General features: G+C 68.6%; 16 protein-coding genes. 15 read left to right on the top strand and 1 reads right to left on the bottom strand.

What is annotated here, in order from left to right; genetic code table 11:
- Positions 1 to 7 precede the first annotated feature (7 nt).
- The 8 genes from ACORJG_RS03200 to ACORJG_RS03165 all read left to right on the top strand — a co-directional run bounded on the left by ACORJG_RS03200 (position 8) and on the right by ACORJG_RS03165 (position 7,558).
- The gene (locus ACORJG_RS03200; RefSeq protein ID WP_427791566.1) at positions 8 to 2,320 is read left to right on the top strand and encodes a methyl-accepting chemotaxis protein; all 2,313 of its coding nucleotides are present in this window, start codon (positions 8 to 10) and stop codon (positions 2,318 to 2,320) included.
- A 121-nt stretch (positions 2,321 to 2,441) separates the two neighbouring features.
- A complete protein-coding gene (locus ACORJG_RS03195) occupies positions 2,442 to 4,220 on the top strand; it encodes a M14 family metallopeptidase (RefSeq protein ID WP_427791565.1) in 1,779 nt (592 codons plus the stop codon).
- Positions 4,217 to 4,618 (top strand): MAPEG family protein, encoded by a 402-nt coding sequence (locus ACORJG_RS03190; protein WP_427791563.1) that lies wholly within the window; start codon positions 4,217 to 4,219, stop codon positions 4,616 to 4,618. The genes ACORJG_RS03195 and ACORJG_RS03190 overlap by 4 nt, the downstream gene beginning before the upstream one ends.
- Before the next feature lie 64 nt (positions 4,619 to 4,682).
- Positions 4,683 to 6,029, top strand: a complete 1,347-nt coding sequence (locus ACORJG_RS03185) for a TldD/PmbA family protein (RefSeq protein WP_427791561.1) — start codon at positions 4,683 to 4,685, stop codon at positions 6,027 to 6,029.
- On the top strand, positions 6,026 to 6,820 hold the full coding sequence (locus tag ACORJG_RS03180; RefSeq protein WP_427791559.1) for a 3'(2'),5'-bisphosphate nucleotidase CysQ: 795 nt from the start codon (positions 6,026 to 6,028) through the stop codon (positions 6,818 to 6,820). Before ACORJG_RS03185 ends, ACORJG_RS03180 begins: the two co-directional genes overlap by 4 nt.
- Before the next feature lie 13 nt (positions 6,821 to 6,833).
- On the top strand, positions 6,834 to 7,085 hold the full coding sequence (locus ACORJG_RS03175) for a DUF4170 domain-containing protein (RefSeq protein ID WP_427791557.1): 252 nt from the start codon (positions 6,834 to 6,836) through the stop codon (positions 7,083 to 7,085).
- Positions 7,086 to 7,181: 96 nt separating this feature from the next.
- A complete protein-coding gene (locus ACORJG_RS03170; RefSeq protein WP_427791556.1) occupies positions 7,182 to 7,343 on the top strand; it encodes a hypothetical protein in 162 nt (53 codons plus the stop codon).
- On the top strand, positions 7,340 to 7,558 hold the full coding sequence (locus tag ACORJG_RS03165; protein WP_427791555.1) for a hypothetical protein: 219 nt from the start codon (positions 7,340 to 7,342) through the stop codon (positions 7,556 to 7,558). Before ACORJG_RS03170 ends, ACORJG_RS03165 begins: the two co-directional genes overlap by 4 nt.
- A 6-nt stretch (positions 7,559 to 7,564) precedes the next feature.
- Here ACORJG_RS03165 and ACORJG_RS03160 read toward each other — a convergent pair whose 3' ends face one another.
- Complete coding sequence (locus ACORJG_RS03160; protein ID WP_427791554.1) at positions 7,565 to 8,230, bottom strand: fused DSP-PTPase phosphatase/NAD kinase-like protein; 666 nt, start codon at positions 8,228 to 8,230, stop codon at positions 7,565 to 7,567.
- Between the two features lie 103 nt (positions 8,231 to 8,333).
- Here ACORJG_RS03160 and ACORJG_RS03155 point away from each other — a divergent pair, with 103 nt between their 5' ends.
- The 7 genes from ACORJG_RS03155 to purU all read left to right on the top strand — a co-directional run bounded on the left by ACORJG_RS03155 (position 8,334) and on the right by purU (position 16,213).
- On the top strand, positions 8,334 to 10,250 hold the full coding sequence (locus ACORJG_RS03155; RefSeq protein WP_427791552.1) for an ABC transporter ATP-binding protein: 1,917 nt from the start codon (positions 8,334 to 8,336) through the stop codon (positions 10,248 to 10,250).
- Positions 10,247 to 10,933: a lysophospholipid acyltransferase family protein gene (locus ACORJG_RS03150; protein WP_427791551.1), complete on the top strand. Its 687-nt coding sequence runs from the start codon at positions 10,247 to 10,249 to the stop codon at positions 10,931 to 10,933. The genes ACORJG_RS03155 and ACORJG_RS03150 overlap by 4 nt, the downstream gene beginning before the upstream one ends.
- Positions 10,934 to 10,935: 2 nt before the next feature.
- Positions 10,936 to 12,237, top strand: coding sequence for a 3-deoxy-D-manno-octulosonic acid transferase (locus ACORJG_RS03145; protein WP_427791549.1), 1,302 nt, complete (start codon positions 10,936 to 10,938; stop codon positions 12,235 to 12,237).
- Positions 12,234 to 13,238, top strand: a complete 1,005-nt coding sequence (gene lpxK / locus ACORJG_RS03140) for a tetraacyldisaccharide 4'-kinase (RefSeq protein ID WP_427791547.1) — start codon at positions 12,234 to 12,236, stop codon at positions 13,236 to 13,238. The genes ACORJG_RS03145 and lpxK overlap by 4 nt, the downstream gene beginning before the upstream one ends.
- Positions 13,239 to 13,563: 325 nt before the next feature.
- Positions 13,564 to 14,865, top strand: a complete 1,302-nt coding sequence (gene purB / locus ACORJG_RS03135; RefSeq protein ID WP_427791545.1) for an adenylosuccinate lyase — start codon at positions 13,564 to 13,566, stop codon at positions 14,863 to 14,865.
- Positions 14,866 to 14,869: 4 nt separating this feature from the next.
- Positions 14,870 to 15,361: a DNA-deoxyinosine glycosylase gene (locus ACORJG_RS03130; protein ID WP_427791543.1), complete on the top strand. Its 492-nt coding sequence runs from the start codon at positions 14,870 to 14,872 to the stop codon at positions 15,359 to 15,361.
- 12 nt (positions 15,362 to 15,373) lie between these two features.
- Positions 15,374 to 16,213, top strand: coding sequence for a formyltetrahydrofolate deformylase (gene purU, locus ACORJG_RS03125; protein WP_427791541.1), 840 nt, complete (start codon positions 15,374 to 15,376; stop codon positions 16,211 to 16,213).
- Positions 16,214 to 16,248: the final 35 nt, after the last annotated feature.

The following is a 16,248-nucleotide window of genomic DNA, read 5'->3' as shown; positions in this document are numbered from 1 at the left end:
TTGAGCCATGCGCGCCATTCGAAACATGTCGGTCGCCGGAAAAATGCTTCTGGCGGGCGGCGCCGTAACCGGCATTCTGCTGCTGATCGCCGCCTTTGCGGTATCTCAATATACACGGACGGTCGCGCGCGGCCTGTCGCATGACTACGCCCAGGCCCTGAGCCAGAGCGCCGTCGCCAGCGTCGACGGCCAGATCGCCGAGGCCTCCGCCGTCGCCCGCACCCTGGCCGACGCCGTGGGTCAGGCCCACGCCTCGGGCATCCGCGACCGCTCGGCCGTCATGGCCATGCTGAAACCCGCCGCCACCGCGACGCCCCTGGTCATGGGCAGCTGGTTCATGGCCTCGCCGGACGCCTTCGACGGACGCGACGCCGAAATGGCCGGGCGCACCGCCACCGGCTCGAACACCGAGGGCCGCTTCCTGCCCTATTGGGTCAATGAGGCCGGAAAGATCACCCTGCAGCCGCTGGATACCGGCTCGGACTACGATCAGGCCTATTTCACCCAACCCACCCGGACCGGCAAACCCGCCATCATCGAACCCTACGCCTACGATGTCGGCGGCAAGTCCGTGCTGATGACCTCCATCGCCTATCCGGTCATGTCGGGCGGAAAGATGATCGGCGTGGCGGGACTGGATCTGGCGCTGGACGACATCTCGACCCTGTTGGGAGGAATGAAGCCGTTCGGATCAGGCCGGACCATGCTGCTGACCAGCGCGGGGAACTGGGCGTCTCACCCCGACGCCGCCCTGCGCACCAAACCCTATGCCGAAGCCGGGGCCGAGGCTGTCCGCACGGTTCTGACCGGCGGCAAGCCGGCCCAGTTGAACGACCTGCGCGACCTGTCGGGGCAGAAGATCGAACGGCTGGTCGCTCCGGTTCCGCTAACGGGTCTGGGCGCGACCTGGGGGCTGGTGACCGACATTCCCACCGCCGCCATCAACGGCCCCTCGGACCGGCTGGCCATCGCCATGATGGTCGGCGGACTGGTGATCCTGGCCATGGTTCTGGCCTGTCTGTTCGTGGCCAGCGACCGTGTGGTGCGCCGTCCGCTGGCGCGGCTGACCGCTTCGGTCAACACCCTGAATCAGGGCCGCTATGACGTCGCCGTTCAGGGCGTGGACAGCGGCGACGAGGTCGGCGGCATCGCCCGCGCTCTGGACGGCTTCCGTCACGATCTGGCCGAAACCGTGCGCCTGCGCGCCGAACAGGAAGAAAGCCGCGCCGCCGCCGAGACGGAGCGTCAGCGCAACGACGTCATCCGCCGCACGGCCGAGGAAGAACAGCGCCTCGTCGTCGCCTCTCTGGGCGAAGGGCTGGAGCGCCTGTCGAGCGGCGATCTGACCTATCGTCTGCGCGCCGAATTCCCCGCCGACTACCGCAAGCTGCGTCAGGACTTCAACGCCGCCATGCAGCAGTTGGAAGAGACGATGACCGTCATCATCGGCAGCGCCGCCGGCATCCGCTCGACCACGTCCGAGATCAGTCAGGCGTCCGACGACCTGTCGCGCCGCACAGAGCAGCAGGCCGCCAGCCTCGAGGAAACAGCCGCCGCACTGGAGCAGGTGACGACCACCATCCGCCACGCCTCGGATGGCGCCGAGCGCGCCCGCGACATCGTCGAGACGACCCGCGGCAACGCTGAACGCAGCGGCGCCGTGGTGCAGGAAACGGTCGCCGCCATGACCGCCATCGAACAGTCGTCCAGCCAGATCGCCCAGATCACCGGCGTCATCGATGAAATCGCCTTCCAGACCAATCTTCTGGCGCTGAACGCGGGCGTCGAGGCGGCGCGCGCAGGCGACGCCGGGCGCGGCTTCGCCGTCGTGGCCTCTGAAGTGCGCGCCCTCGCCCAGCGCTCAGGCGAGGCGGCCAAGGAAATCCGCGCCCTGATCGGCGCCAGCACCGAACGGGTCAATCAAGGCGTCCGTCTGGTCGACGACACCGGCGGCGCCCTGGCGCGCATCATCAACGAAGTCACGGAAATCAGCGGTCTGGTGTCGGATATCGCCGCCTCGGCCCGCGAACAGGCGGTCGGTCTGGGCCAGATCAACGTCGCCGTCGCCCAGATGGACCAGATGACCCAGCAGAACGCCGCCATGGTCGAGGAATCCACCGCCGCCGCCCACGCCCTGGCGCAGGAAACCGCCAGCCTGGGCGAGCTGATGGCCCGTTTCCGCACCGGCGACGCCGCCGTGGCCGCGCCTGCGCCTGCGACCCGCCCAGAGGCGTCCTCCGCCCCAGTCGTGGCCCTGAAGACCGTCGGCGGACGCGGCGTCTCCAACGCCGTCGTCGCCGACGACTGGGAGGAATTCTAAACGGGGCGGGACAAAGGCCGGACAGGTGCGGGCTTGCCAGCGGGCGCTGATCGGCTCACGAAGCCTGATGCGCTCAGCCCTAGCCATCGCCGTCGCCGCGGCCCTAGTCTCGAGTCCCGCCATGTCCCAGTCGCCGTCCGCCCTGCCCAACACCGCCCCGTGGGATCAGGCCTTCCTGCCGCCCGCCCCGGCGTGGAACGGCGCCAGCCGCGCCCTGCTGCGGGGCGCCTCTGATCCGTGGGTCACGGGGTTCGAGGCCGATGCGGCGCATGACTTCTCCCCCGACTACGCCGACACCCGCGCCTGGTTCGACAAACTGGACGCCGCCAGCGATCTGATCCGCATCGAACAGTTCGGAACCTCGCCGGAAGGCCGCCCGATCTATGCGGTGATCGCGTCCAAGGACGGCGCGGCCTTCGATCCGTCCAAGCCCGTTCTGCTGGCTCAGGCGGGCATCCATCCGGGCGAGATCGACGGCAAGGACGCGGGCATGATGCTGCTGCGCGACATCGCCTTCTATGGAAAAGACAGCCTGCTGGACCGCGCCAACCTGATCCTGGTCCCGATCCTCAGCGTCGACGGGCATGAACGCGCGGGCGCCTATTCCCGTCCCAACCAGCGCGGGCCGCGCATTCAGGGCTGGCGCCACACGGCGACAAACCAGAACCTGAACCGCGACTTCATGAAGCTGGATCAGGCCGAGATGCAGGCCGTCATGGGCCTGATTCACAAGTATCAGCCGGACCTCTACGTCGACATCCACGTCACCGACGGCATCGATTATCAATACGACGTCACCTTCGGCTACAACGGCGAGGACGGCGTCTGGAGCCGCAGCCCGGCCATCGCCTCATGGCTGGACGCCGCCTTCAAGCCCGCCATGTATGAGGCGCTGGAGGCTCAGGGCCACATCCCCGGCGAACTGGTCTTCGCCATCGACGACCGCGATCCGAAGAAGGGTCTGAACGACGGCGGCCTGGGCGAGCGCTATTCCAACGGCTGGGGCTCGGCGGCCCACGTCCCGACCATCCTGATCGAGAACCACAGCCTGAAGCCGCACGAACAGCGGGTGCTGGGCACCTATGTCTTCCTCGAAGAGGCGCTGAAGCTGCTGGCCGAAAAATCGGGTGATCTGCGCGCCGCCATCGCCGCCGACCGCGCCCTGCGTCCCGCCGAACTGCCCGCCAATTTCGACAGCAACACGACGCCCTCTCACACCCGCCCCTTCAAGGGCATCCGCTATGAGACGTTCGACAGCGCCGCCTCGGGCCGCCCCGAAATCCGCTGGCTGGGCCAGCCGGACCCCGAACTGTGGCAGATGCCCTTCTACGGTTCCCACCCCACGCTGACGCTGAAGCGACCGACCGCCTATTGGGTGCCGTCCTACCGTCAGGACGTGATCGAGCGCCTGCGCGTCCACGGCGTGCAGATGGAGACGCTGAACGCCCCGCGCAGCGTCGCCGTCGACATGCTGCGTCTGGTCGATCCCAAGGTGTCGGGCCGCACCAATGAAGGCCATGTGCCGATCTCGGTCAGCGACGTCCGGCCCGAGGCCCACGACTGGACCTTCCCCATCGGCTCCGTCCGCGTGTTCACCGATCAGCCGATGGGCGACGTCGCCATCCTGCTGCTGGAGCCGCAGTCGAATGAGAGTTTCTTCGCCTGGGGCCTGTTCCCCGAGGTGCTGAACCGCGTCGAATACATCGAGGCCTACGCCATCGCGCCTCTGGCCGAAAAGATGCTGGCCGCCGATCCCGCGCTGAAGGCCGCGTTCGAGGCCAAGCTGGCCGCCGATCCCGCCTTCGCCGCCGACGGCGATGCGCGTCTGGCCTGGTTCTATGAGCGCACGCCCTTCTACGATCAGCGCTATCGCCTCTATCCGGTGGGGCGCGAAAATTGACCCTGATCCCGACCATTCAGGCCGCCGCCCTGTGGGGCGGGCTGCTGATCCTGCTGCTGATCGTCCTGTCGGGCGTGGTGGTGCGGCGGCGCCGTCAGCATCTGGTCGAGTTCGGCGACGGGGGCGTGCGCGAACTGGTCTGCGCCAGCCGCGCCTTCTCCAATGCGACCGAATACATCCCCGCCGGGATGTGCGGCCTGATCCTGCTGGCCTTCCTCGGCGCCCCGGCCATGCTGATCCATGCGGTCGGCGGGATGCTGTTCGCGGGGCGCGTGATCCATGCGCTGGGCCTGCTGTTCCAGGACGGACCGTCGCTGGGCCGGTCGATCGGCATGATCCTGACCTGGCTGTCGCTGCTGGTCGCCGCGCTGAGCCTGATCGCCTGGTCCATCCTTTAACCCTCTCCCATCAGGAGAGGGCGACAACGGTTGCAGCCAGCCCTTCCGTCCGCCATATCGGGGCATGTCCGATAAGACGCCCTCCCCCGACATCCTGAACGATCTGATCTCCGCCGCGCTGAAGGCCGGCGCCGACGCGGCCGAGGCCGTGTCCGCCCATCGCGCCTCCCTGTCCGTCGGCGTGCGCAACGGCGCGCTGGAAGACGTCGAGCGTGAAGAGGCCCGCGATCTGGGCCTGCGCGTCTTCATCGGGCGGCGTCAGGCGACGGTGTCCGCCTCCGACCTGTCCGACGCGACCCGCGCCCGTCTGGTCGAGCGCGCCGTGGCGATGGCCAAGCTGGCGCCCGAAGATCCCTATGCGTCCCTCGCGCCGCAGGACCGACTGGCCGGTGCGCCGCACGCGGACCTGGACCTCTATGACCCCGCTGAACGCTCGGCCGAGGCGCTGGAAGCCGCCGCCGCCGAAGCCGAGGGCGCCGCCCTGGCCGTATCGGGCGTGTCCAAGTCCGAAGGCGGCCACGCCTCATGGTCGGCCAGCGAGTGGCGCCTCGTCACCTCGCACGGTTTCGACGGCCGCCATCGCGGCAGCGCCTTCTCGCTGGGCGTCGGCGTCATCGCCGAGAAGGACGGCGCCATGGAGCGCGGCGGCGAAAGCCGCGCCGTGCGCCACCTGTCCGACCTGCCGGACGCCGCCTCCATCGGCCTGAAGGCGGGCGAGCGCGCCGTCGCCCGCGTCGGCCCGCGCAAGATCGCCTCGACCACCGCCCCCGTCATCTTCGAGAACCGCGTCGCGACCCAGGTGCTGTCGCCGCTGCTGGGCGCCATTTCCGGCCCGTCGATCGCGCGCGGCAGCTCCTTCCTGAAGGACAAGCTGAACAAGGCGGTCCTGCCGACCGGCGTCGACCTGATCGACGATCCCTTCCGCCCGCGCGACCTCGGCTCCACCCCCTTCGACGACGAGGGCGTGGCCGTCGAACGGCGCGAGATCGTCAGGGACGGTGTCCTGACCACCTGGCTGCTGAACACCGCCTCGGCCGCGCAGCTGGGCCTGCAGACCACCGGCCACGCCTCGCGCGGGCTGGCGGGACCGTCGGGCGTCTCGACCCACAACCTGCATCTGGCGCCGGGCGAAGGCGATCTGGACGCCCTGATGGCGCAGGCCGGGACGGGCCTGCTGATCACCTCCATGTTCGGCCCCTCGCTGAACGGCAACACCGGCGACTGGTCGGCGGGCGTGTCCGGCTTCTGGTTCGAGAACGGCCAGCGCGCCTATCCGGTCAGCGAAGTCACCGTGGCGGGCAACCTGATCGACCTCTACGCCCGCCTGCAGCGTGCGGGCGACCTGGAGTTCCGCGGATCGTTCAACAGCCCCTCCCTGCTGTTCGACAAGGTGGCGATCGCGGGCAAATGAGCGACTACAGCGCCGACCTCGACCTGATCCGCGACGCGGCGCTGGCCGCCGGTCGGCTGGCGCTCGAACACCGCGAGGCCGGGCTGAAGGTCTGGTCAAAGGACGGCGGCTCGCCCGTCACCAGCGCCGATCTGGCGGTGGACCAGCTGTTGCGCGACGCGCTGCTGACCGCCCGGCCCGACTATGGCTGGCTGTCCGAGGAGACGGCCGACAGCACGGATCGCCTGTCGAAGAAGCGCATCTTCGTCGTCGATCCGATCGACGGCACCGTCGCCTTCATGAAGAACAAGCCGTGGTGGTGCGTGCCCATCGCCGTGGTCGAGGACGGCCGCCCTGTCGCCGCCGTCATCCACGCCCCGATGATGGACGAGGTGTTCGAGGCCACGCTGGGCGGCGGCGCCCGTCTTCAGGGGCGCCCCATCAGCGCATCCGACACCGACGATCTGGAAGACGCCGAACTTCTGGCCGACGCCCGGCTGATCGAGGCGCGCGAATGGGACGAGCCCTGGCCGCCGATGCGCTTTTCCAAGCGCAACGCCCTGGCCTATCGCATGGCGCTGGTGGCGGCTGGCGCCTTCGATGCGGCCATCGCCATCAGCCCCAAATGGGACTGGGACGTCTGCGCCGGATGCCTGATCGCCGAAGAGGCTGGCGCCCGGGTCAGTGACCATATGGGCCGTCCGTGGCGCTTTAATCGCCCCGATCCGCGTCAAACCAGCCTGATATGCGCCGCACCGGCCCTTCACCCGTTGATCGTGAGGCGCACAGCGCCTATCCCGCTGGCCATCTGATATTCCTCCCGCAATGGATCCCCTCTCCATGGCCGACCTTCACGACCCCCAACTGCTTCACCTCGTCATCGGCGGCGAGATGCGCCACCCCGCCGAGCCCGTCTTCCGCGACCTGTCGCAGGTCGAGTTCGTCGGCGCCTTCGGTAGCTATGACGAAGCCAAGAAGGCGTGGAAAGCCCGCGCCCAGGCGACCGTCGACAACGCCCACATGCGCTATTTCATCCTGCACGCGCACAAGCTGATCGATCCGCGCACCGACGCCTGATCGTCCGATCACGGCATAATATATCGCCGTTCAGGAACCGCAGGGGCGGCTGATGCGCTTTCGTATCAGTCGCCTTTATCTTGAACAGGATCAGCCATGCTGCCGACGTTCATCGTCCTGCTTCTGGTGGTTGTCGCCGTCTTCGCCATCGTCTGGGTGGTGCGCAAGGGACCGACGCACGTCGCCCGCCCCGGCCATGATCGTGACGCCTCATGGCATGATCCGATGACCTCATCCGACCGGAAGCCCGGACCTTGACCCTTTTCGGCCAGACGATCGACGCCCAGCAGTTGTTCAGCCTGATCTCGCTGATCGCCATGCTGGGGCTGTGGCTGGCCGTCCTGTCGCGCCAGCGTCGCCACGCCCGCGACCTGAAACGCTGGAAACAGGAACAGGCCGCACGCGAAGCCGCCCAGTCCGCGCCTGAACCCTCCGCGCCTGAACCCGGCCCCGGAACCGGCCCCTGGGGCTGAACCGTCCTATTCGCGTTTCAGCAGCCGGTCGACGATCAGCCTGCCCCACCAGCCGGATTTGAATTCCTCACGGATCGCCCGAGGATCATAGGCGTCGCTCTCGACCCAGTCCTCAAAGCTGACGCCCGTCGGCTCGATCTCGTCGACGTATTTTTCCAGCGTATAGTCCAGCACGCCGGTCATGCCCTCGCGGCTGTGCAGGGTGCGCTTGCTCAACTCCGACATGGCCGCCGAAATCGGCTCGCCCAGATGGAAGTGGCGATAGAAGACCGCCATCATCCCCGCCCGGTCAGCCCCTGACTTGCAATGGATCAGGACCGGATACTCCATCGTCTGGAACAGGGCCTTTGCCCGGCGCACCCGGTCCTTGTCGGGCGCATCGCGTGAATCCAGCGGCGCATCGATCAGCGTCAGGCCCAGCCGCTCGCAGGCGTCCTTCTCCAGCCAGTAATAGGCCTCGTCCCTCTCGCCGCGCAGATTGACGACCGTTTTGATCCCCTGCCGCTTCCACCAGGCCAGTTGGCGCGGCGAGGGCTGATTGGTCCGCACCAGGTCCGGGCCCAGCCAGTGGGCGTTGGTGAAGGCCGTGCGCAGGAAGGCGTGATCTGTCCAGAAATAGGACCAATACGCCTTGAAACGGCCGAACGGCGTGGTCAGATCGTAACGCACCATGACGGCGGGATAGCGCCGTTTGTCCCCGGCGTCACGCGTCCGGCGCCGTCCCGGCTGCGTGGGGCCGCTTGACTTGCCGCCCCAGCCGTTCGACCGAAGACCGATGACTGTTCCCGCACTCCACGACGACGCCCGCGAGCCGCTGCGGCCCCTGCTCGCCCGCATCTGGCGGGAATATCTGTCGAGGCGCAAACCGGCCTTCTTCAGTTCCATGCTTCTGGCGGCCGTGTCAGGCGGCCTGACGGCCCTGCTGCTGAAGTTCCTGGAACCGGCCATCGACCTGTTGTTCGGCCAGCACACAGGGCCGGTGACGATCTGGAACACCGTCACCCTTCCGGCGGACAAGGTGCTGATCGCCATCCCCCTGTTCATCATCGTCGTGGCGGTGATCCGGTCGCTGGCCATGGCCGGTCAGGCGGCGCTGGTGAACCGGCTGGGCCACGGCATCGTCGGCGACATCCAGAAACAACTCTTCTCAGGCATGATCCGGGCTGACCTGTCGCGTCTGCGCAGCCAGCATTCGGGGACCTTCGTCTCCTCCGTCCTGTTCGACGCCAATCTGGTGCGCGAGGCCTTCACCTCGGGCGTGGTCAACTACACCCAGAACGCCCTGATGCTGTTGGGCGTCATCGTCGCCATGGGCTTCATCGACCTGCCGCTGACGCTGATCGTCCTTTTGGGCGTGCCGCTGGTCAGCTGGATCATCGGCCGCTTCGGCAAGAAGTCGCGCAAGGCCGCCCACGGCGCCATGGTCGAGACCGAGGCCCTGTCCAGCGCCCTGATGGAAAACCTCGACGGCGTCCGCGTCATCAAGATCGAGAACCGCGAAACGGCCGAGGAAGCCCGCGTCTCCACCGTCATCGACCGCCGCCAGCGTCACATCATCAAGGGCGCCGACAGCCGCGCCTTCGCCGGCCCGGCCAGCGACATCGTCGCCTACGCCATCGTCGCCGCCGTCATGGCCTATGCGGGCTGGAACGCCAGTCAGGGGCGGATGACGGTCGGCGCCTTCGCCTCCTTCATCGGCATGTTGCTGCTGGCCGGTCAGGCCCTGCGTCAGGTGACGAACCTGACCACGGTGCTCAGCGAGGGCTTCGCCGCTGCGCGCCGCCTGTTCGCCGCCCTGGATATCGAGCCGGAAATCCGCGAGGCCAACGACGCCGCCGTCGTCGCCCCCGGCCCCGTCACCATCGCCCTGGATCACGTCAGCTTCGCCTATCACGCGGGCGAGGACGGCGCCGCCCCGACCCTGTCGGACGTCAGCCTGCACGTCGGGCCAGGTGAGACGATCGCGCTTGTCGGCCCGTCCGGCGGCGGCAAGTCGACCATCCTCAGCCTGCTGCCGCGCTTCTATGACGTGACGGCGGGCCGGGTGACGCTGAACGGCCGCGACATCCGCGAGCTGAGCCTGCCTTCCTTACGTGACCACATCGGACTGGTGACGCAGGAGCCCTTCCTGTTCGACGACACCATCGCCGCCAACATCGCCTATGGCCGCCCCGGCGCCTCGGCCGAAGACATCGTGGCCGCCGCCCGCGCCGCCGCCGCCCATGACTTCATCGCCGCCCTGCCCGAGGGCTATGCGACCCGCGTGGGCGAGGCCGGAATGCGTCTGTCCGGCGGCCAGCGCCAGCGCATCGCCATCGCCCGCGCCTTCCTGAAGGACGCCCCCATCCTGTTGCTGGACGAAGCCACCAGCGCGCTGGACACCGAGAGCGAGGCTGTCGTGCAGGCGGCGCTGGAGCGGCTGATGGACGGCCGCGCCACCCTGATGATCGCCCACCGCCTGTCGACGGTGAAGAACGCCGACCGCATCTATGTCATCGACGGCGGCCGCGTGGTCGAGGAAGGCGCCCACGACGCCCTTGTCGCGCGCGGCGGCCTCTATGCCCGTCTGGCCCGCCAACAGTCGCTGGACGGCGATCAAGCTGGCGATCAGGCCAATGATCAGACAGCCGCCCTGCCCGGCTTCAACAGCCTGCCCCCTCTGGCCGAACTGCCCGACGAGACGGGCGCATGAGGCCCCTGCGCAATCCCGCCATCCAGAACGCCCTGGCCTGGACCCTGGCCCAGTGGATGCGCTTCTGCATCGCCACCACCCGCTGGACCCATGAGAACCAGCCCTTGGCCGAAGAAGTCTGGCGCGACGGCGGCGGGGTGCTGTGCGCCTTCTGGCACTCGCGCATCGCCCTGGCGCCGTCCTGCTGGCCGCGCGACCGCGCCCAGCCCGCCAAGGTGCTGATCTCCCTGTCCGCCGATGGAGAGTTCATCGCCAAGGCCGTCTCGCGTCAGGGCTTTCCCGCCGTGCGCGGCTCTTCGACCAACAAGGACAAGGCTGAAAAGGCCAAGGGCGGCACGCAGGCCCTGCGCGACGGCCTGAAACAGCTGAAGGTCGGCGCCCTGGCCCTGACCCCCGACGGCCCGCGCGGCCCCGCCCGCCAGATGGCCGAGGGCCTGCCCCTGATGGCGAAGATTTCCGGCGCGCCCGTGCTGCTGATCGGCATGTCGTGCAATCCGGCGATCCGGCTGAAAAGCTGGGACCGCGCCCTGCTGCCCATGCCCTTCGGCAAGGGCGCCGTGGTCTGGGACCGGGTCGACTGGCCTGAAGGCGGCGATCTGGCCGCCGTCGCCGCCGAATGGGGCGCGCGCCTGACCGCCGTCGAGGCCCGCGCCGACGCCCTTACCGGGCTGGAGCGCGTCTGAGCGTGTCCTTCAGCCCCGCCCTGATCGCCTATCAGCTGCTGACCCGCCTGCTGGAGCCGCTGGCCCCGCGCCTGCTGGACGCCCGCGTCAGGAAGGGCAAGGAAGACCCCGCCCGCGTCGACGAACGGCTGGGCCTGCCCGGCATGGCGCGCCCCGACGGGCCACTGGTCTGGATCCACGGCGTCAGCGTCGGCGAGGCCCTGTCCATCCTTCCGCTGGCCGAGCGCATCCGCAAGGATCGCACCGACGTGACGGTTCTGGTCACCACCGGCACGCTTACGTCGGCGCAGGTGCTGGCCAGCCGCCTGCCGCGCGGCGTCATCCATCAGTTCGCCCCGGTGGACGCCCCCTCGGCGGTCGCCGCCTTCCTCGACCACTGGCGGCCCAACGTCGGCGTCTTCGTCGAGAGCGAACTGTGGCCTAACCTGCTGACCACGGCCCAGAAACGCGGCGTGCCGCTGGCTCTGGTCAGCGCCCGCATCACCGACAGGACGGCGCAGGGCTGGAAGAAGGCCCCCGGCATGGCCCACGCCCTGATGAACGGCTTTTCCCACGTCTGGCCCCAGGATCAGGACAGCGCCGACCGCCTGACGGCGCTGGGCGCCCGCGTCGACGGTCAGGTGAACCTGAAGCTGTCCGGCGAGCCCCTGCCCTATGACAAGGGCGAGTTCGCCCGCCTGTCGGCCCTGATCGACGACCGCCCCGTCGTCGTCGCCGCCAGCACCCATGAGCATGAGGAAATGGCCATCGTCGGCGCGCTGGACCATCTGGCCGACCGCCTGTTCCTGATCGTCGTGCCGCGCCACCCGGAACGCGGCGACGCCATCGCCGAGGCCCTGAGCCGCGACGGCTACGGCTTTGCGCGGCGCAGTCAGGGCCAGCCGATCTGCGACCAGACCGACATCTATCTGGCCGATACGCTGGGCGAACTGGGCCTGTTCCTGCGGCTGGCCGATGTGGTGGTCATGGGCGGCTCCTTCGCCCCGGCGCTGGGCGGCGGCGCCGTCGGCGGCCACAACCCGCTGGAGCCTGCGCGTCTCGCCAAGCCCATCGTCACCGGCCCCGACGCCAGCAACTGGCAGGCCGTGACCCGGATGCTGAAACAGGCGGGCGGCCTCGTCTCCGTCCTGTCGCCCGCCGAACTGCCCTCGGTCGTCGGCCCCATGCTGGCCGACCCCGAGGCCGCCCGCGACATGGGCGAGCGCGCCCGCCGCTCTGCAGAGGCCGCCGCCGCCGGGCTGGACCGGCTGTGGCTGGCGCTTCAGACCCACCTGCCCGCCGCCCCTTCACGCAGGCGCCCATGAAACTGAACACCCCCCGCTGGTGGTACAGCCGCGACCGTCGCCACGCCCCGATGACGCGGATGATGCTGAAGCCCGCCTCATGGCTGTGGGCAGGCGTCACGGCGCGCAAGATCGCCCGCGCCACGCCGGTCGATCCGGGCGCGGCGGTCATCTCCATCGGCAATCTGACGGTCGGCGGCTCGGGCAAGACGCCCGTCGCGCGCGAGACTCTGCGTCTGCTGCGCGCTCAAGGGGTCGAGGCCGCCGCCCTGTCGCGCGGCTATGGCGGCAGGCTGGAAGGCCCCGTCCGCGTCGACCTGAACCAACACACCGCCGCCGACGTCGGCGACGAACCCTTGATGCTGGCGCAAGACGCCCCCGCGTGGATCGCGCGGGACCGCGTGGCGGGCGCCCGCGCCGCCGCGGCCGACGGCGCCTCCGCCCTCGTTCTGGACGACGGCCACCAGAACCCGGCGCTGAAGAAGACCCTCAGCCTGATCGTGGTCGATGGCGAGACGCGCGGCGACGAATGGCCGTTCGGCGACGGCTCGGTCTTCCCCTCCGGTCCGATGCGCGAGCCGCTGAAGAGCGGGCTGGCGCGCGCCGACGGCGTGATCGTAATGCTGCCGACCGACATGGACGCCGCCGATCCCGAACTGCTGGAGGTCTTCGGCGACCTGCCCGTCTTCATCGCCCGGCTGGAGCCCGCGGCCCCGCCGCCCCCCGGCCCCCAGGTCGGCTTCGCCGGCATCGCCAAGCCGTGGAAGGTCGAGCGGTCGCTGATCGCCGCAGGCTGCGACCTGAAGGATTTCGTCCCCTTCCCCGACCACGCCGCCCTGTCCGACCGCGACTTCGCCTTCCTGAACGACCGCGCCGCCGTCTACGACGCGGGCCTCGTCACCACCGAAAAGGACTGGGTGCGCCTGACGCCAGACCAGCGCGCCGCCGTCGCCGCCTGGCCCGTCGCCGCCCGGTTTGAGGACGAGGCGGGCTTCACCGCCTTCCTCATGCGCGCCGTCTGAATTTTTTGACAATCGGCCAGCCTACCCCTGCGCCTGTGCCAGACTGCCCTGTCCGCCACAGGGAATTTCAGACGATTCAGACGAATTGGACTCTCTTTTTTCCTTCTCCCCTTGAGGGAGAAGGTGGGCGCCGGAGGCGCTCGGATGAGTGGTGTCGACGCGGCATTGCAAAAAAGAGACGCGGGCTGTCGGAGCAAAAATGTCATCTGTGACGCAAACACCCCTCATCCGTCAGGCTCCGCCTGCCACCTTCTCCCACAAGGGGGAGAAGGAAACCCGCCCGCCGTCTTGACTCCCCGCCCCTCTGGACCGACACGACCCAACCATGATCACGCGCTATTCCCGCCCCGACGCCGTCGCCATCTGGTCGCAAGAGACCAAGTACAAGATCTGGTTCGAGATCGAGGCCCACGCCGCTGCCAAGATGGCCGAGCTGGGCGTGATTCCGAAGGAATCGGCCGAGGCCATCTGGGCCAAGGGCAAGGACGCGACCTTCGACGCCGACCGCATCGACGAGATCGAACGCACCACCAAGCACGACGTCATCGCCTTCCTGACCCACGTCGCCGAAATCGTCGGCGAGGAAGCCCGCTTCCTGCACCAGGGCATGACCTCCTCGGACGTGCTGGACACCTGTTTCGCGGTGCAGCTGGCGCGCTCGACCGACCTGCTGCTGGGCGGCGTCGACCGGGTTCTGGCCGCGCTGGAAACGCGCGCCAAGGAGCACAAGTACACCCCGACCGTGGGCCGCTCGCACGGCATCCACGCCGAGCCCGTGACCTTCGGCCTCAAGCTGGCCGGCTATCACGCCGAGTTCCAGCGCGCCAAGCGTCGCCTGATCACCGCCCGTGAAGAGATCGCCACCTGCGCCATCTCCGGCGCCGTCGGCACCTTCGCCAACGTCGATCCGGCCGTCGAACAATACGTCGCCGACCAGATGGGCCTCGCCGTCGAGCCGGTCTCGACCCAGGTCATCCCGCGCGATCGCCACGCCGCCTATTTCGCCGCCCTGGGCGTCGTCGCCTCCTCGGTCGAGCGTCTGGCCGTCGAGATCCGCCACCTGCAGCGCACCGAAGTCCTCGAAGCCGAAGAGTTCTTCGACAAGGGTCAGAAGGGCTCGTCGGCCATGCCGCACAAGCGCAACCCGATCCTGACCGAGAACCTGACCGGCCTGGCCCGTCTGGTTCGCTCTGCCGTGACCCCGGCGATGGAGAACGTCGCCCTGTGGCACGAGCGGGACATCAGCCATTCCTCGGTCGAGCGCGGCATCGGCCCGGACGCCACCATCCACCTGGACTTCGCCCTGCACCGTCTGGCGGGCGTGATCGAGCGCCTGAACGTCTATCCTGAGAACATGCAGAAGAACCTCGACCGCCTGGGCGGCCTGGTCTTCTCGCAACGGGTTATGCTGGCCCTGACCCAGGCGGGCGTCTCGCGCGAAGACGCCTATGCGGCGGTTCAGGAGAACGCCATGAAGGTCTGGCGCGGCGAAGGCGCCTTCATCGACTTCCTGAAGGCCGACGCCCGCGTCACCCTGCCCCACGACGAGTTGGAGGCCCTGTTCGACCTCAGCTACCACACCAAGAACGTCGACGTGATCTTCGAGCGGGTGTTCGGTCAGGGCTGACCCCATGCGCAGCGTCGGCTTCGCCCCCGTTGTCGACGCGCGCACCCGTCTGCTGATCCTCGGCAGCCTGCCGGGCGACGCCTCGCTGAAGGCGGCCCAGTATTACGCCCATCCGCGCAACGCCTTCTGGCCGCTGATCGGCGGGCTGCTGGGCGAGGATCTCCCGGCGCTGGACTATGACGCCCGGCTGGCGCGGCTCAAGGCGCGCGGCGTGGGGCTGTGGGACGTCATCGCCTCGGCGGAGCGATCCGGCAGTCTGGACGCGGCAATCCGCTCGCCCGAGGCGGCCGATCTGCTCAGTCTGGTCGACAGCCTGCCGCATCTGCGCGCCGTCGCCTTCAACGGCGGGCTGGCGGCGCGGCTGGGGCGGCGCATTCTGGGCGGAAAAAAGAAGCTTTCTCTGGTCGATTTGCCGTCCTCCAGCCCAGCGCACGCAATATCCTTGTCGGCAAAGGCGCAAAGCTGGGCCATACTGGGCGACTTCCTCCCTGACTAAGCCGACTGCCTGATGATCCTGACCCTGTCCTGCCCCGACCGCCACGGCATTGTGGCGGCCGTCTCCGCCTTCCTGCTGCAGCGGGACGCCAACATCTCCGACGCCCAGCAGTTCGGCGACGCCCAGAGCGGCCAGTTCTTCATGCGCGTGGTGTTCGAGCCGTCAGAGCGCGATTCCGAACAGGCCATCCGCGACGCCTTCGCCCCGCTGGCTGAGCCGTTCGAAATGGAGTGGACCCTGCGCGGGCCGGAACCGCGCAGGGTGATGATCCTGACCTCGCGGTTCGATCACTGTCTGGCGGACCTGCTGTATCGCTGGCGCATCGACGAACTGCCGATGCAGGTGACGGCCATCGTCTCCAACCACCCGCGCGACATGATCGGCCACGTCGATCTGGGTGACCTGCCCTTCCACCACCTGCCCATGAACGGCGACAAGCCCGCGCAGGAAGCCAAGCTGCTGTCCCTGATCGAGGAGACCGGCACGGAACTGGTGGTGCTGGCGCGCTATATGCAGATCCTGTCCGACGACCTGTCGGCGCAGCTGGCGGGCCGCTGCATCAACATCCACCACTCCTTCCTGCCGGGCTTCAAGGGCGCCAAGCCCTATCATCAGGCCCATGCGCGCGGGGTGAAGGTCATCGGCGCCACGGCCCACTATGTCACCGCCGATCTGGATGAAGGCCCGATCATCGAACAGGACGTCGAGCGCATCAGCCACCGTGACGCCCCCGAAGACCTGATCCGCAAGGGGCGCGATATCGAGCGGCGCGTGCTGGCGCGGGCCGTGTCGCACCACCTGAACGACCGCATCCTGATGCATGACGGCAAGACCATCGTCTTCGCCGACTGATCCGGCCCGCGTCGTTTAGATATCGACGGGTGCGG

The organism is Brevundimonas diminuta (genome assembly GCF_050310045.1).
Taxonomy (GTDB): Bacteria; Pseudomonadota; Alphaproteobacteria; order Caulobacterales; family Caulobacteraceae; genus Brevundimonas; species Brevundimonas diminuta_F.
The sequence above is the reverse complement of the archived record's forward strand: the minus strand, read 5'-3'. Positions and strand labels throughout refer to the sequence as shown.